At 69.3% G+C, this 14,557-nt stretch carries 12 protein-coding genes; 4 read left to right on the forward strand and 8 right to left on the reverse strand.

Annotated features, from left to right (window positions below):
• Positions 1–22: 22 nt before the first annotated feature.
• From ilvC to FOH10_RS21870, 3 genes are all read right to left on the reverse strand, one after another.
• Positions 23–1,024: a ketol-acid reductoisomerase gene (gene ilvC, locus FOH10_RS21860; protein WP_029930139.1), complete on the reverse strand. Its 1,002-nt coding sequence runs from the start codon at positions 1,022–1,024 to the stop codon at positions 23–25.
• A gap of 148 nt (positions 1,025–1,172) precedes the next feature.
• Complete coding sequence (gene ilvN, locus FOH10_RS21865; protein WP_029930140.1) at positions 1,173–1,679, reverse strand: acetolactate synthase small subunit; 507 nt, start codon at positions 1,677–1,679, stop codon at positions 1,173–1,175.
• Positions 1,676–3,628: an acetolactate synthase large subunit gene (locus FOH10_RS21870; protein ID WP_143982132.1), complete on the reverse strand. Its 1,953-nt coding sequence runs from the start codon at positions 3,626–3,628 to the stop codon at positions 1,676–1,678. Before FOH10_RS21870 ends, ilvN begins: the two co-directional genes overlap by 4 nt.
• 291 nt (positions 3,629–3,919) lie before the next feature.
• Between FOH10_RS21870 and FOH10_RS21875 the strand changes: the two genes are divergently transcribed.
• The 3 genes from FOH10_RS21875 (at position 3,920) to FOH10_RS21885 (ending at position 6,979) form a co-directional block, all read left to right on the forward strand.
• Entirely contained in the window at positions 3,920–4,750 is an 831-nt protein-coding gene (locus tag FOH10_RS21875) for a PH domain-containing protein (protein WP_143982133.1), read from the forward strand.
• Positions 4,751–4,821: 71 nt separating this feature from the next.
• Positions 4,822–6,663 carry a dihydroxy-acid dehydratase gene (gene ilvD, locus FOH10_RS21880; RefSeq protein WP_143982134.1) on the forward strand — a complete coding sequence of 614 codons (1,842 nt, stop codon included), beginning with the start codon at positions 4,822–4,824 and terminating at the stop codon, positions 6,661–6,663.
• Between the two features lie 16 nt (positions 6,664–6,679).
• A complete protein-coding gene (locus FOH10_RS21885) occupies positions 6,680–6,979 on the forward strand; it encodes a hypothetical protein (protein WP_039816198.1) in 300 nt (99 codons plus the stop codon).
• Positions 6,980–7,048: 69 nt separating this feature from the next.
• On the opposite strand, the gene FOH10_RS21890 is transcribed toward FOH10_RS21885, so the two are convergent.
• Positions 7,049–7,966: a DoxX family protein gene (locus FOH10_RS21890; RefSeq protein ID WP_143982135.1), complete on the reverse strand. Its 918-nt coding sequence runs from the start codon at positions 7,964–7,966 to the stop codon at positions 7,049–7,051.
• Between the two features lie 125 nt (positions 7,967–8,091).
• Between FOH10_RS21890 and FOH10_RS21895 the strand changes: the two genes are divergently transcribed.
• Positions 8,092–9,246, forward strand: a complete 1,155-nt coding sequence (locus FOH10_RS21895) for a PQQ-dependent sugar dehydrogenase (RefSeq protein WP_143982136.1) — start codon at positions 8,092–8,094, stop codon at positions 9,244–9,246.
• A gap of 19 nt (positions 9,247–9,265) precedes the next feature.
• Here FOH10_RS21895 and gatB read toward each other — a convergent pair whose 3' ends face one another.
• Genes gatB through FOH10_RS21915 form a run of 4 tightly spaced genes read right to left on the reverse strand, consistent with a single transcriptional unit; the run spans position 9,266 to position 14,465 of the window.
• Complete coding sequence (gatB, locus tag FOH10_RS21900) at positions 9,266–10,780, reverse strand: Asp-tRNA(Asn)/Glu-tRNA(Gln) amidotransferase subunit GatB (RefSeq protein WP_143982137.1); 1,515 nt, start codon at positions 10,778–10,780, stop codon at positions 9,266–9,268.
• 57 nt (positions 10,781–10,837) lie between these two features.
• On the reverse strand, positions 10,838–13,333 hold the full coding sequence (locus FOH10_RS21905; RefSeq protein WP_143982138.1) for an ABC transporter permease: 2,496 nt from the start codon (positions 13,331–13,333) through the stop codon (positions 10,838–10,840).
• Positions 13,330–14,100, reverse strand: a complete 771-nt coding sequence (locus FOH10_RS21910; RefSeq protein WP_143982139.1) for an ABC transporter ATP-binding protein — start codon at positions 14,098–14,100, stop codon at positions 13,330–13,332. The genes FOH10_RS21905 and FOH10_RS21910 overlap by 4 nt, the downstream gene beginning before the upstream one ends.
• Positions 14,101–14,135: 35 nt before the next feature.
• On the reverse strand, positions 14,136–14,465 hold the full coding sequence (locus tag FOH10_RS21915; protein WP_143982140.1) for a hypothetical protein: 330 nt from the start codon (positions 14,463–14,465) through the stop codon (positions 14,136–14,138).
• Between the last annotated feature and the right edge of the window lie 92 nt (positions 14,466–14,557).

Here is a 14,557-nt window from a genome sequence, read left to right on the forward strand (position 1 = left end):
CCTTCTCCGTGTCGCGAAGACCTTACGCGGTCTCGGTGATCGGGCGGTCGACCCAGCTCATCAGGCCGCGCAGCTTGGCGCCGGTGACCTCGATCGGGTGCTCGGCGTTCTGCTTGCGCAGACCCTCGAGCTCCTTGTTGCCGCCCTCGACATTGGCGACCAGGCGCTTGACGAAGGTGCCGTCCTGGATGTCCTTCAGGATCTCCTTCATGCGCTCCTTGGTGCCCGCGTCGATGACCCGCGGACCCGACAGGTAGCCACCGAACTCGGCGGTGTCGGAGACCGAGTAGTTCATGCGCGCGATGCCGCCCTCGTACATGAGGTCGACGATCAGCTTCAGCTCGTGCAGCACCTCGAAGTAGGCCATCTCCGGCGCGTAGCCGGCCTCGACCATGACCTCGAAACCGGTCTTGACCAGTTCCTCGGTACCACCGCAGAGCACGGCCTGCTCACCGAACAGGTCGGTCTCGGTCTCTTCCTTGAAGGTGGTCTTGATGACGCCCGCGCGGGTGCCGCCGATGCCCTTGGCGTAGGACAGGGCGAGGGCCTGGCCCTGGCCGGTCGGGTCCTGGTCGACCGCGATCAGGGCCGGAACGCCCTTGCCGTCGACGAACTGGCGGCGCACCAGGTGGCCCGGGCCCTTGGGGGCGACCATGGCGACGGTGACGTTGGCCGGAGCCTTGATCAGGCCGAAGTGGATGTTGAGGCCGTGGCCGAAGAACAGCGCGTCGCCGTCCTTCAGGTTGGGCTCGATGTCGTTGGTGAAGATCGACGCCTGCGCGGTGTCGGGGGCCAGCACCATGATGACGTCGGCCCAGGCGGCGACCTCGGCGGGAGTGCCGACGGTCAGACCGGCCTCCTCGGCCTTCGGACGCGACTTCGAGCCCTCGGCGAGGCCGACGCGGACGTCGACGCCGGAGTCGCGCAGGCTCAGCGAGTGGGCGTGGCCCTGGCTGCCGTAGCCGATGACCGCGACCTTCTTGCCCTGGATGATCGACAGGTCCGCGTCATCGTCGTAGAACATCTCGACTGCCACTGTTGGTTCCCTTCAGGATCACCCCCGCTTGCGCGGGGAAACGTTGTGCGCGTGGGGGCGCGCGGTGTGGATTTCAAAGGATCGGCCCCGCGGTGGCGGGGACAAGCGGAACGCCGACCGTCGATCGGCGACCACTCTAGCGAGTCGCCGTGATGGACTTGGGTCCACGTCCGACGGCGACCACGCCCGACTGCACGATCTCGCGGATGCCGTACGGCTCCATCATGCGCAGCAGCGCGTCCAGCTTGGAGCGCGTGCCGGTGGCCTCGATGGTCAGCGCGTCCGGTGACACGTCGATCACCTTGGCGCGGAACAGGTTCACGGCCTCGATCACCTGGGTGCGCACGCTGGCGTCGGCGCGCACCTTGACCAGGATGAGTTCGCGGGCGACCGAACTCTCCTGATCCTGCTCAACGATCTTGATGACGTTGACCAGCTTGTTGAGCTGCTTGGTGACCTGCTCGAGCGGCAGATCCTCCACCGTCACAACGATTGTCATGCGCGAGATCTCGGGGATCTCGGTCCCGCCGACCGCGAGCGACTGGATATTGAAGCCGCGGCGCGAGAACAGACTCGCCACGCGCGCGAGCACGCCCGGCTTGTCCTCCACCAGCACGGAGAGGGTGTGGGTGGTGGTGGTCATCGCTCGGTCTCCTTCTTCGCCCGCTCATGCGCCGCGAGCGTGGCCTTCTCGTGCGACATGGCCTCGTGGATGACCGCGGGCTCGGCGGCGGATTCGTCGTCGTCGAACAGCGGGCGGATGCCGCGGGCGGCCATGATCTCGTCATTGGACGTGCCGGCGGCCACCATCGGCCACACCTGGGCGTCCTTGCCGACGATGAAGTCGATCACCACGGGGCGGTCGTTGATGGACTGCGCCTCGCGGATGGCGGCCTCCACGTCCTCTTCCCGCTCCACGCGAATGCCGTAGCAGCCCAACGCTTCCGCCAGCTTCACGAAGTCGGGGATGCGCAGGGTGTGGGTGCCCAGGTCGGTGTTGGAGTAGCGCTGTTCGTAGAACAGGGTCTGCCACTGCCGGACCATGCCCAGGTTGCCGTTGTTGATGAGCGCGACCTTGATCGGCACGCCCTCCACGGCGCAGGTGGCCAGTTCCTGATTGGTCATCTGGAAGCAGCCGTCACCGTCGATGGCCCACACCTCGCGGTCGGGTGCGCCCATCTTCGCGCCCATGGCGGCGGGCACGGCGTAGCCCATGGTGCCCAGGCCGCCGGAGTTCAGCCAGGTGCGCGGCTTCTCGTACTTGATGAACTGGGCGGCCCACATCTGGTGCTGGCCGACGCCCGCGCAGTAGATGGCGTCCGGTCCGGCGAGTGCGCCCAGCTTCTCGATGACGTACTCCGGCGACAGCGAGCCGTCGCTGGGCGGGGTCCAGCCCAGCGGGTACTGCTTGCGCACGCCGTCCAGGTAGGTCCACCAGTCCGACAGGTCCAGCAGCGGGTTCGCGCTCGCGGCGGGATCGGCCTTCAGGGTGTCGATGAGTTCGGTGATGACCTCGCGGCAGTCGCCCACGATCGGCACGTCCGCGTGGCGGTTCTTGCCGATCTCGGCCGGGTCGATGTCGGCGTGGATGACCTTGGCGCCGGGCGCGAAGGAGTCCAGCTGGCCGGTGACGCGGTCGTCGAAGCGCGCGCCCAGGGTGACGAGCAGGTCGGAGCGCTGCAGCGCCGCCACCGCGCCGACGGTGCCGTGCATACCCGGCATGCCCATGTTGAGCTGGTGCGAGTCGGGGAACGCGCCGCGCGCCATCAGGGTGGTGACCACCGGGATGCCGGTCAGCTCGGCCAGTTCCAGCAGCTCGGCCGACGCCTCGGCCTTGATCACGCCGCCGCCGACGTAGAGCACGGGGGCCTTGGCCTCCATGATCATGCGGGCGGCCTCGCGCACCTGCTTGCCGTGCGGCTTGGTGACCGGACGGTAGCCGGGCAGCCGCATCTCCGGCGGCCAGCTGAAGGTGGTCTGCGCCTGCAGCACGTCCTTGGGGATGTCCACCAGCACCGCGCCGGGGCGGCCGCTGGAGGCCAGGTGGAACGCCTCGGCGATGATGCGCGGGATGTCGATGGGATCGGTGACCAGGAAGTTGTGCTTGGTGACCGGCATGGTGATGCCGGAGATATCGGCTTCCTGGAAGGCGTCGGTGCCGATCAGGCCGCGGCCGACCTGGCCGGTGATGGCGACCAGCGGCACCGAGTCCATCTGGGCGTCGGCGATCGGGGTGACCAGATTGGTCGCGCCCGGACCGGATGTGGCCATACACACACCGACCTTGCCGGTGGCCTGCGCGTAGCCGGTGGCGGCGTGACCCGCGCCCTGCTCGTGCCGGACCAGGACGTGGCGGACCTTGGTGCTGTCGAACAGCGGGTCGTAGACGGGAAGGATCGCACCGCCCGGAATACCGAATACCGTGTCCGCGCCGAGCTCCTCGAGCGATCGGACGACCGACTGCGCGCCGGTGACCCGCTCGGGCGGGACCTGGCGGCGATTCGATGTTGCGGCCGTAGCCGCGGTCGGCTGATTAGCCGAGGGCGCGGGCCTGCGGGCCGAGGGCCCGGGCCGGGCGGTAGGTGCGCTCACCGTCTTGGTTCCTTACTGCTTGTCGTAACCACACTTGCCTGAACACAAAAAAGCCCCCGACAGCCTATGGCTGTTCGAGGGTGGCGCGTCGCAGCTGCGAGCTGACGTATGGGAGCTACATCGTCGGCTCAGCGCTGGACGCGCCGGCCGATTACGAGCAACTCGATTCGTTTCACGCGCACGACGGTAAGTGCGCGTGGTCCGTTCAGTCAAACTTCTGACCAATGGTGTCCCATTATGTGAGACAGAGCGGTTGTTCGGGTTCAATCACCACAATGCGAGGATGGGGGTGTGTCATCACCGCATCAGTCCGTGCCACCAGGTCGATCGTCCCATACGCCCGCCGCGGGATCGGACACGGGTGGCTACCCGAGCATCCGGTTCCGCACCGACTGGCTGTGGATCCCGGCCGTCGCCATCGTGCCCCTCGTGGTCACCTTCCCGCTCTGGTTGACGCGGCTGCAAACCGTGGTCAGCGGGAACGGGTTGGAGGTGCGCGGGCTCTTCCGGACCCGCCGGGTGCCGTGGCAGCAAATCTCCGGCGTCCGCATTCCGGGATTCAATCGCGTGTACGCCACCCTCGCCGACGGGAGTGAGATCCCGCTGCCCGGAGTGGACTTCGGGCGCATCCGCACCTTCGTGCGCGCCACCCGCGGCGAGTTGGCGGATCCCGGCGTGCGGGTGATCGCGATACCGCGCCTGGCCCATCTCGCGGTGTTCGTGGTGGCGCTGGGCGCGCTGTTCCCGTTCGCGGGCTGGCCCCAGGTGCTGTGGATCCTGTTCGCGATTCCGCTGGCGCTGGCGGTGTGGGTGGAGCGCACTCGAACCAAGATCTCCCCGGACGGACTCGACCTGCGCACCGTGCGCGGCCAGCGTCACATCGACTGGGATCAGGTCCGGGGTCTGAGCATCCCCCAGCGCGGCTACCTGCGGCTGCACCTCGCCGATGACTCCGAGGTGAAGCTGCCCGCGGTCGGCTACGACCGGCTGCGCGATCTGGTGGAGGCGTCCGGCGGCCGCATTCCGGACCCGTTCGTGGAACCGGAGGACGGGGACGAGACCACGGACGCCGCGGACGCCGAGACGACCGGTGGGCGCGGCGGGGCGGTAACGCCGGAGTAACGTGGGCTGGCCGCCGAAGCAGATTCGGCGCAGTCGCCACAGCCCCCGCGACGAGACCCGAGGACCCATCAATGCCACCGCTTCGCTCACGCACCACCACCGCCGGACGCAATGCCGCGGGCGCGCGCGCCCTCTGGCGCGCCACCGGTCTCACCGACTCCGACTTCGGCAAGCCGATCGTCGCCATCGCGAACTCCTACACCCAGTTCGTACCGGGCCACGTGCACCTCAAGGACGTCGGTGAGATCGTGGCCGAGGCGGTCCGCGCGGCGGGCGGCGTGCCCCGCGAGTTCCACACCATCGCCGTGGACGACGGCATCGCCATGGGCCACGGCGGCATGCTGTACTCACTGCCCTCGCGCGAGATCATCGCCGATTCGGTGGAGTACATGGCCAATGCCCACACCGCCGACGCGCTGGTGTGCATCTCCAACTGCGACAAGATCACTCCGGGCATGCTGAACGCGGCCATGCGGCTCAACATCCCGGCCGTATTCGTCTCCGGCGGACCCATGGAGGCCGGTAAGGCCGTCGTGGTCGGCGGCGTGGCGCAGGCCCCCACCGACCTCATCACCGCCATCGCGGCCAGCGCCTCCAGCGCCGTCAGCGACGAGGGCCTGTCCGAGGTCGAGCGCAGCGCCTGCCCGACCTGCGGCTCCTGCTCCGGCATGTTCACCGCCAACTCCATGAACTGCCTCACCGAGGCACTGGGTCTGGCGCTGCCCGGCAACGGCTCCACCCTGGCCACCCACGCGGCCCGCCGGGCGCTGTTCGAGCGGGCCGGACGCGTCATCGTCGATATCGCCAACCGCTGGTACCGCGACGACGACGCCTCGGTGCTGCCGCGAAACGTGGCCAACGAGAAGGCGTTCCGCAACGCCATGGCCCTGGATGTGGCCATGGGCGGCTCCACCAACACCGTGCTGCACACCCTCGCCGCCGCGCAGGAGGGTGAGATCGACTTCGATCTGCGGACCATCGACGAGATCTCGCGGCGGGTGCCGTGCCTGTCCAAGGTGTCGCCGAACTCCGACTACCACATGGAGGATGTGCACCGCGCCGGCGGCATTCCGGCCATCCTGGGCGAACTGCGCCGCGGCGGCCTGCTCGAGACCGACGTGACCACCGTGCACACCGCCTCGTTCGACGAATGGCTCGACACCTGGGACATCCGCTCCGGCAAGGCATCCGAGGAGGCCGTGGAGCTGTTCCACGCCGCACCGGGCGGGGTGCGCACCACCGAGCCGTTCTCCACCGAGAACCGCTGGTCGTCACTGGACACCGATCAGGAACAGGGCTGCATCCGCGATATCGCGCACGCCTACACCGTGGAGGGCGGGCTGTGCGTGCTGCGCGGCAATATCGCCCCGGACGGCGCGATCCTCAAGACCGCGGGCATCGACGAGGACCTGTTCACCTTCGAGGGGCCGGCCGTGGTGGTCGAATCCCAGGAGGAAGCCGTATCGGTCATTCTGAACAAGCGGATCAAGGCCGGTGACGTGGTCGTGGTGCGCTACGAGGGTCCGGCGGGCGGCCCGGGCATGCAGGAGATGCTGCACCCCACCGCATTCCTGAAGGGCGCGGGGCTGGGCAAGTCCTGCGCGCTCATCACCGACGGCCGGTTCTCCGGCGGCACCTCGGGTCTGTCCATCGGACATATTTCGCCCGAGGCGGCCAGCGGCGGAGCCATCGGCCTGATCGAGAACGGTGACCGGATACGTATCGACGTGCACACCCGTGCGCTCGAATTACTCGTTTCCGAGGACGAACTGGCCCGGCGGCGCGCGAAAATGGAGGCGTCCGAACGGCCGTGGCAGCCCGCCGACCGCGATCGTCCGGTCACCACCGCCCTGCGCGCCTACGCCGCTCTGGCGACGTCGGCGGACAAGGGTGCAGTCCGGCGGGTGCCGTAGTCAGCAAGGGGGAAGTGTGACAATCGAATACACCGGCAAGGTCGACGCCATGCTGGCCGAATACACCGCGATGCTCGATCGCTGCGACGAGCGCAACGCGCAGGCGAAGGAACTGCTCGCCGAGGCCGAGGCACTCGCCGCCGAGACCAGGGAGCTGTTCGGAGCCGAATACTCCGCCGCCCCCGGCGACGCCGAGGACATCCGTGCCCAGCGTGCGGCCCTGGAGGAACAGGTGGACGCCAAATCCCAGCAGGTGCTACGCCTGCACTCGGAGAATTTCGAGGAGTGGCAGCGGTTCACCCACGCCGAGTGGTGACCTGATACGGCACGGCCCCGGAACCGGAAGGTTCCGGGGCCGTGCCGTATTCGCCGATGGCTCGCCGCGTCAGTCGAACGGGCCGACGCCGGTGAGCGGGTTGCCGCCGTGCAGCCACAGCCAGGTGCCGATGGCGGCGGCGATCGCGGCGACCAGTGCCGCGACCGAGCCGAGGAACGGGCGGGTGGCCCAGCCGCGGTTGCGGTCCAGGGACAGTCGGCCGGGGCCGGTGAGGATGATGACGGCGGCCGCGCCCGCGAGCACGGTTTCCAGTTCCACCGCGCTGGCGGCGGCCTTGTACTGGAAGCCGGGGATCATGCCCTGCTTCCACAGCCAGGCGTCCAGGATCACCGCGAGCACCGCGCCCGCGGCCAGCGGGGTGCCGAGCCCGAGGACCAGCAGGATGCCGCCGCCGAGTTCGCCGACGATGAGGAAGGCCGCGCCGATGTCGGCCTGGTCCCAGCCGCCCTGTTCGAGCATGTCGCGGGTGCCTTCCAGGCCGGGGCCGTGGAACCAGCCGGTCAGCTTCTGCAGGCCGTGGTAGATGAAGGTGCCGCCGACCACCAGGCGCAACAGCAGCAGACCGAGGTCCAGGGTGCCGCGGCGATCGTCGCGGCGACGCAGCCGACCGTTCTCCGGCGAGGTCGGGGCCGGAGGGATGCTCGCGAACGCGTAGGAGGGTGCGTCCGCCCCGGGGGCGGGGACTTCGGGAGCTGCGACTCCGGGAGCTGCGACTCCGGGGGCTGGGGCGTCGGCGGCGATCGGGGTGGTGTCGCCGCTCTCCACCTGCGCGCGCGTCGGCACGTCGGGGTCGAGACCCAGGTCCTCGTCGGTGCGGGGAATCTCCTTGGTGAGATTCGGCCCGGCCGTATCGATCTGCTCGGTCGGACTGTCGAAGGGGCTGCGCACCGGCGTCCCCGGCCGCTGCGCGGGTTCGGGTTCGGGTTGCCCCGCCGCGGTGGACGGATCGTTCGGCTTGTCGGTCACGCGGGTCAGGGTATGCGCCCCGAGCCCCCGACGCGCGGTGGATCGCGGGCGTGTCCTGCGGATGTTTCACATACAGACCACCCCCGTACGAGCGTGCGCGGCGGTATTTCCGTAACGTCTGCAGCATGAGTTTGGTTGCCGGAGGGCGAGTCAGGGGCCGCGCGGGGAGGCTCGCGGTCGGTCTCGTGGTCGGCGTGACGCTGCTGGCCGGGTGCGCCCGCTTCGACGAATCCGCGTCGAGCCCGTTCACTCCCGAACCGTCCTGGCAGGACGCCGATCTCGGCCCGACCGACAAGCAGGCGCCCACCTCGGCGCAGCGCCCCGCCGGGCCGTGTGTCGATCCCGACCCGAATGTGGTGATCTCCTGCCTCGGGGTCACGGGCGGGATCGTCGTCCTGGGTGACGGCACCTCGATCGTGTTGGACCGCACGGATCTGGAGGTGCTGACCCTGCTGCCGCCGGTGGGCCCCAGCGAGGTGCCGCCGCCTCCGGCGAAGGAGCAGCGGATCGACCAGGAGATCGACACCGGCACCGCGGACGGCGGGCTCATGGATATCGCGCTCTCACCGTCCTACTACGAGGACGGGCTGTACTACCTGTACGTCACCGGCCCCAGTGACAATCGGGTGATCCGGGTGTCCGAGGACGGTTCGGTGAAGCCGATCCTCACCGGTATCCCCAAGGGCGCGACCGGCAATCGGGGCGCCATCGATTTCGCGGGCGGGGACCTGATGGTGCTCACCGGCAACGCGGGCAACCCCGCCGCCGCCGACGATCCGAATTCGCTCGCGGGCAAACTGCTGCGGGTGCCGAATCCGTCCCCGAACAGCAGCGTCCCCGAGGTGGTCGTCTCCGGTATCGGCATCGCGGGTGATGTGTGCGTCGGCCCGCAGAGCATCTGGGTCACCGACCGCACCGCCGTCGAGGACCGCCTCCAGCACGTCACCCCCGAGGGTGACGTGACCAAGGCGTGGTCGTGGCCCGACCGTCCGGGCGTGGCGGGCTGCGCGGCCGCCGCCGACGGCGTCGCCATCGCCATGACCGACGCCAAGGCGGTGGCCTTCGCCAAGGCCGACCCGGCCACCCACGCCATCACCGAGGCGCCCACGCTGACCATGCAGGACCGCTACGGCCGCCTCAACGGCGCGGCGCTGGGCCCCGACGGCGCGGTCTGGGTCGGCACCGTCAACAAGGGTGAGGGCGGTAGCCCCGGCGAATACGACGACCGCGTGGTCCGGGTGCCGCCCCCGGCCGGTGGACCGGGCAGCGGACCGGACTGATCTTCGTCTGTCCCGGGGGCTACCCGGCGACGCCGCAGGCCGCGAGGACCAGCTCGCGGACGCGGGCGGCGTCGGCCTGGCCGCGGGTGGCCTTCATGACGTCGCCGACCACCTTGCCCGCCGCCTGGACCTTGCCGGAGCGGATCTTGTCGGCGATATCGGGGTTGGCGGCGAGGGCCTTGTCCACCTCGGCCTGGAGGGCGGAGTCGTCGCTGACCATGCCCAGCCCCTTGGATTCGACGATCTGGGCGGGTTCGCCCTCGCCGTCGAGGACGAAGTCGACGACCTGCTTGGCGACCTTGTTGTTGATGGTCTTGGCCTCGACCAGCCCGGCCACCTCGGCGACCTGCTTCGGGGTGATGGGCAGATCCTCGAGGGCGACGCCGCGGTCCTTGGCCTTCTCGGTGAGGTAGGCGACCCACCAGGAGCGGGCGGCGTCCACCGAGGAGCCGGCGTCGACGGTGGCGATGATGAGATCCAGCGCGCCCGCGTTGATCAGGTCGCGGAACACCTCGTCGGACAGTCCCCAGTCGGCCTGGATGCGGGCGCGCCGCAGCCACGGGTACTCGGGGATGGTTCCGCGCAGTTCCTCCACCCAGGCGGCGTCGGGCGCGATGGGCTCCAGGTCCGGCTCCGGGAAGTAGCGGTAGTCCTCGGCGGTCTCCTTCACCCGGCCCGACGAGGTGGAGCCGTCGGTCTCGTGGAAGTGCCGGGTCTCCTGGATGATGGTGCCGCCGCCGGCGAGCACGGCCGCCTGCCGCCGCATCTCGTAGCGCACCGCCACCTCGACGCTGCGCAGCGAGTTCACGTTCTTGGTCTCGGTGCGGGTGCCGAACTCCTGCGCGCCCTTGGGCATGAGCGACACATTGGCGTCACAGCGCAGCGAGCCCTGCTCCATCTTCACGTCGGAGACGTCCAGGGCCTTCAGCAGATCCCGCAGCGCGGTGACGTAGGCGCGCGCCACCTCGGGCGCCCGCTCCCCCGCCCCGGTGATGGGCTTGGTGACGATCTCGATGAGCGGCACGCCCGCGCGGTTGTAGTCCAGCAGCGAGTGCGAAGCGCCGTGGATGCGGCCGGTGGCGCCGCCGACGTGCACCGACTTGCCGGTGTCCTCCTCCATGTGCGCCCGCTCGATGTCCACCCGGAAGGTGGAGCCGTCGTCGAGCACCACGTCGAGGTAGCCGTCGGTGGCGATGGGTTCGTCGTACTGGCTGATCTGGTAGTTCTTCGGCTGGTCGGGGTAGAAGTAGTTCTTGCGCGCGAACCGCCCCCACGGCGTGATGGAGCAGTTCAGCGCCAACCCGATCCGGATCGCCGATTCCACCGCCTTCTGATTGACGACGGGCAGCGAACCGGGCAGTCCGAGGCACACCGGGCACACCTGGGTATTCGGCTCCGCACCGAATTCGGTCGGGCAACCGCAGAACATCTTGGTCACGGTGCCCAGCTCGACGTGCACCTCCATGCCCAGCACCGGCTCGTACCGGTCGATGACATCGGCGTAGTCCATCAAGTCCACCGTGGGTGCGCTCATGACGATCAGTCTATGTAAGGCCGGTCGGCGGTATTCACGCACCGTGGGCGGGTGGATTCAGTCGGCCGCGATGGCCTCCACGATGGGCAGCCGGGCGGCCCGCACCGCGGGCGGGATGGAGCCCAGCAGCGCCAGCAGCAGCGCGACCACCGCGTAGACGAGCAGCAGCGGGCTGGGCTGATACTCCACGTCCAGGGAAAGGCTGCTGGACATGGTGATGGTGGCGAGGTAGTGCACGGCCGCACCCACCGCCAGCCCGATGGCCGCGCCCACCACCCCGATGCCCGCCGCCTCGGTGAGGACGGTGCGGAGCAGGAAGCGGCGGCTGGTGCCCATGGCGCGCAGCACCCCGAGTTCGCGGCGGCGCTCCAGCACCGAGAGCATGAGGGTGTTGAGCAGGGCGATGGTGGAGACGGCCACCACGATCCAGAGGATGGAGGTGCTCAGCGAGGTGCCCTGGCTGACGCTGGCGGAGATGGCGGCCACCGCCTCGGGACCGGTGTCGACGTGGATCTCCGGGGGCACCGCCGCGCGGATGGCGGCGAAGACCTGGTCCGGATCGGCGTCCGGGAGGAAGTCCACGCCGATGATGGTTTCCCCGGGTCGCTGATACCACTGGCGCAGGATGTCCAGATCCAGCATGACCACGCCGGCGATGGCGGAGAAGTACGGCACCACCTCCAGCACCTCGACCCGGTGTATCCCGCTGGGCGTCGGCAGTTCGAGGGTGGACCCGCGCTGCACCGCCAATGTCCGTGCCACGTCCCGGGATACGACGATGCCCTCACCGGCGGCCATGCGCCGCAGGGTGTCCGCGCTCAGCGCGGCCGTCGCGGCCTGGCGACCCTGTCCTTCCTCGAAGGCCTGCAACATCACTCGGCCGCCGCCGAGGGTGGCGAAGGCCATCTGCGCCGATCCAGCACCCGCCACCCCGGGAATGGCGGCGATCTTCTCCTTCAGGTCCGCGGGCAGGATCGGCCCGGTCGGGAACTGCTCCATGGCGGTGGGGCTGATGAACACATCGGTGGTGCCGAGCCCTGCGAAGCTCTCGGACGCCGAATCGGCCATATTGCGGGTGGCATTGCCGATGGCCACCACCGCGGTGACGCCGATCATGACGGTCATGGCGGTCGCCCACACCCGGCGCGGCGCCCGTTCCACGGTGGTGGCCCCCAACGCGCCCGGCGCACCGAAAAGCCGTGCGACGGCGGCGGTGCCGCGCACGATGGGTCCGGTGGCGGCGAAGCAGAACATGACCGCACCGGCGATGGCCATCGAGACTGCCGCCATGGAGATGCGTCCCAGATCGGCGTCGGCGATGACGATGGCGGCGGCGGTCAGGGCCGTACCGAGCACCACCGCACCCCAGCGCAGGACCGGACTCGTGCGGTCGGCGCTGGACGTTCCGACCGGGGCCAGGGCCTCGATCGGAGCCACCTTGTACACCTGGCGCGCGGCCAGCGCGGCGGCGGTGACACTGGCCACCACGCAGGCCGCCACGGCCACCGGCACCGCGTATCCGGGCAGGATGAACTCGGTTCGCGCCTCGACGGAGTTCAGCATGGCCGCGGGCAGCCGGTGAATGGCGATGCGCCCCATGAACACGCCGACCGCCGCGCCGACGAGACCGCCGATCAGCCCCAGCAGCGCGGATTCGGCCACCAGATCGCGCACCATGGGCGCACGGCGGCCGCCGATGGCGCGCAGCAGCGACAGCATCGGGCGGCGTTGCGCCACCGCCATACTCATGGCGTTGTAGATGAGGAACGACGACACGATGAGCGCGGCGGCCGAGGAGGCCAGCGTCGCGAGGGTCACCACCTGCACCGCACCGCCCGCCTGGGCCGCGCGCATGCCGGGATCGGCCACCACGGCGCGCCCGTCCACCACATCGGTGAGGGCCGAACGCAGCTGTGCCACATCGGTATCGGGGGCGGCGATGATCTGGATGGAGTCCAGCCGCCCGGCCCGGTCGGTGATCTGCTGCGCCACCGGCAGCAGCGTGATCACCAGGTGCCCGTCGTTGAGTTTGCGCGCGGCCGGATCGTCGAGCACCCCGGCGACGGTGACGGTGGTACCGCCGATATCGAAGCTCTCCCCCTCCGCGTATCCCATTCCGGTCCCGACCAGCACGCCGTGGCGGACGGTCGGCAGCTTGGCCGCCTGCTCGCGCAGCGGCCCGTCCAGATCGCTGCCCAGGGCGGCGGCGCTGGCATCCGCGCCGATGAGCAGGGCGCGGTCCGCATCGGCCCCGATGGGGGCGCGCAGCATGGGGACCGCGGTCCCGACTCCCGCGACACCCCGAACCTCTTGCAGCAGCGACTGTTCGAATCCGGCGTCGGTGATACCGCTGATCTCCAGCACGGCGTCGCCGGAGAGGCTGCGCGCGAGCCGGTCCACCGATCCGGTGATGGAGCCGGAGATGCTGAACACCGACACCAGCAGCCCCGCCGACACGCCCATCACGATCATGGACATGAGGGTGCGGCCGCGGTGCGCGAGCAGCTCACCGATATTGAACAGCCGCAGACGATCCCACCCCGCACGTATCACGGACGCACCGCCTGGGCGGGCTCGGAGCCGTCCTCGCTCAGCGATGCGGTGAGTTCCACCGGTACCGTGCGCGCCTCGCCGTTCTCGGTGTGCTCGACCAGTTCGTTGGAGCCGATCTTCCCGTCCCGCAGGGTGATCAGCCGGTCGCAGTAGCGCACCGCGCCCATGTCGTGGGTGACCATGACCACGGAGTTGCCCTGCCGGGTGATGTCGCCGAGCAGTTCCAGGATGGACGCCCCGGTCTTGGAATCCAGGTTGCCGGTGGGCTCGTCGGCCAGAATCAGCGGCGGGTCCATGATGAGCGCCCGCGCCACCGCCACGCGCTGCATCTGCCCGCCGGACAGTTCCGCGGGCCGGTGTTCGGCGCGGTCGGCCAGTCCCACCAGCTCCAGCAGTTCCAGGGCGCGCGGCTTGGCCTTGCGCAGTCCGGTGCCGTCCAACAGCTTCGGAATGGCGACGTTCTCCCAGGCCGACAGCGTGGGCAGCAGGTTGAAGAACTGGAAGACGAAACCGACACGGTGCCTGCGGAATTCGGACTGCCGATCGTCGTCGAGCCCACCGATCTCCGCGTCCTGGAAGCGGATCGATCCGGAATCGGGGGAATCGAGGGCGCCCAGCATGTGCAGCAGGGTGCTCTTGCCGGAGCCCGACGGGCCGATGATGGCGGTGAACTCCCCCGGTTCGATACGCAGGCTGATGCCGTCCAGCGCGCGTACCGTCTGTTCACCCACCCGGTACTCCTTGGTGACGTCGGTCAGTTCCAGCATGTGCTTCCCCTCGTCGGAAATAACGTCGATCGCCCTCAGCTCGCGAGTGCGCGGTCTCGCGGCCGGTCGATCAGATGATCGGTGTCGTAGGTGTCCAGGACGGCGCGCAGCGCGGGCTGTTCGGAGGCCAGTTCCAGGTGGACGTCGACCGCCGATTTTCCCTCCGCCAGCGCGTTGTCGAGTTTCGCGTGCAGGTGGTTCTCCCAGCGGTACCGCAGTGCCAGCAGCACCCCGGTGGGTCCGCCGAAGAGGCGTTCCATATCCGGCAGTCCGTGAAAGAGCTTGGGATCAGCCGGATTTCGCGCCGCTCGGTCGAGTACGGTGTGCAGGATATCCGTGCGAGCATGGTGGTCTGCCCAAGTCATGGCCCCAACCTTTCGTTCTCGATATCCCACACGCTACGTACCAGGTTCTGTGCCTGTCTTCGTGCCGTGGACCCGAATCGATCTCCTACCGG

This window comes from Nocardia otitidiscaviarum (assembly GCF_007362295.1).
Classification (GTDB): Bacteria; Actinomycetota; Actinomycetes; order Mycobacteriales; family Mycobacteriaceae; genus Nocardia; species Nocardia otitidiscaviarum.

Coding starts and splice junctions, on each gene's coding strand:
- FOH10_RS21895 (WP_143982136.1), top strand. CDS start 8,092: ATGAGTTTGGTTGCCGGAGGGCGAGTCAGGGGCCGCGCGGGGAGGCTC.
- ilvN (WP_029930140.1), bottom strand. CDS start 1,679: ATGACCACCACCACCCACACCCTCTCCGTGCTGGTGGAGGACAAGCCG.
- FOH10_RS21910 (WP_143982139.1), bottom strand. CDS start 14,100: ATGCTGGAACTGACCGACGTCACCAAGGAGTACCGGGTGGGTGAACAG.
- ilvD (WP_143982134.1), top strand. CDS start 4,822: ATGCCACCGCTTCGCTCACGCACCACCACCGCCGGACGCAATGCCGCG.
- ilvC (WP_029930139.1), bottom strand. CDS start 1,024: ATGTTCTACGACGATGACGCGGACCTGTCGATCATCCAGGGCAAGAAG.
- gatB (WP_143982137.1), bottom strand. CDS start 10,780: ATGAGCGCACCCACGGTGGACTTGATGGACTACGCCGATGTCATCGAC.
- FOH10_RS21915 (WP_143982140.1), bottom strand. CDS start 14,465: ATGACTTGGGCAGACCACCATGCTCGCACGGATATCCTGCACACCGTA.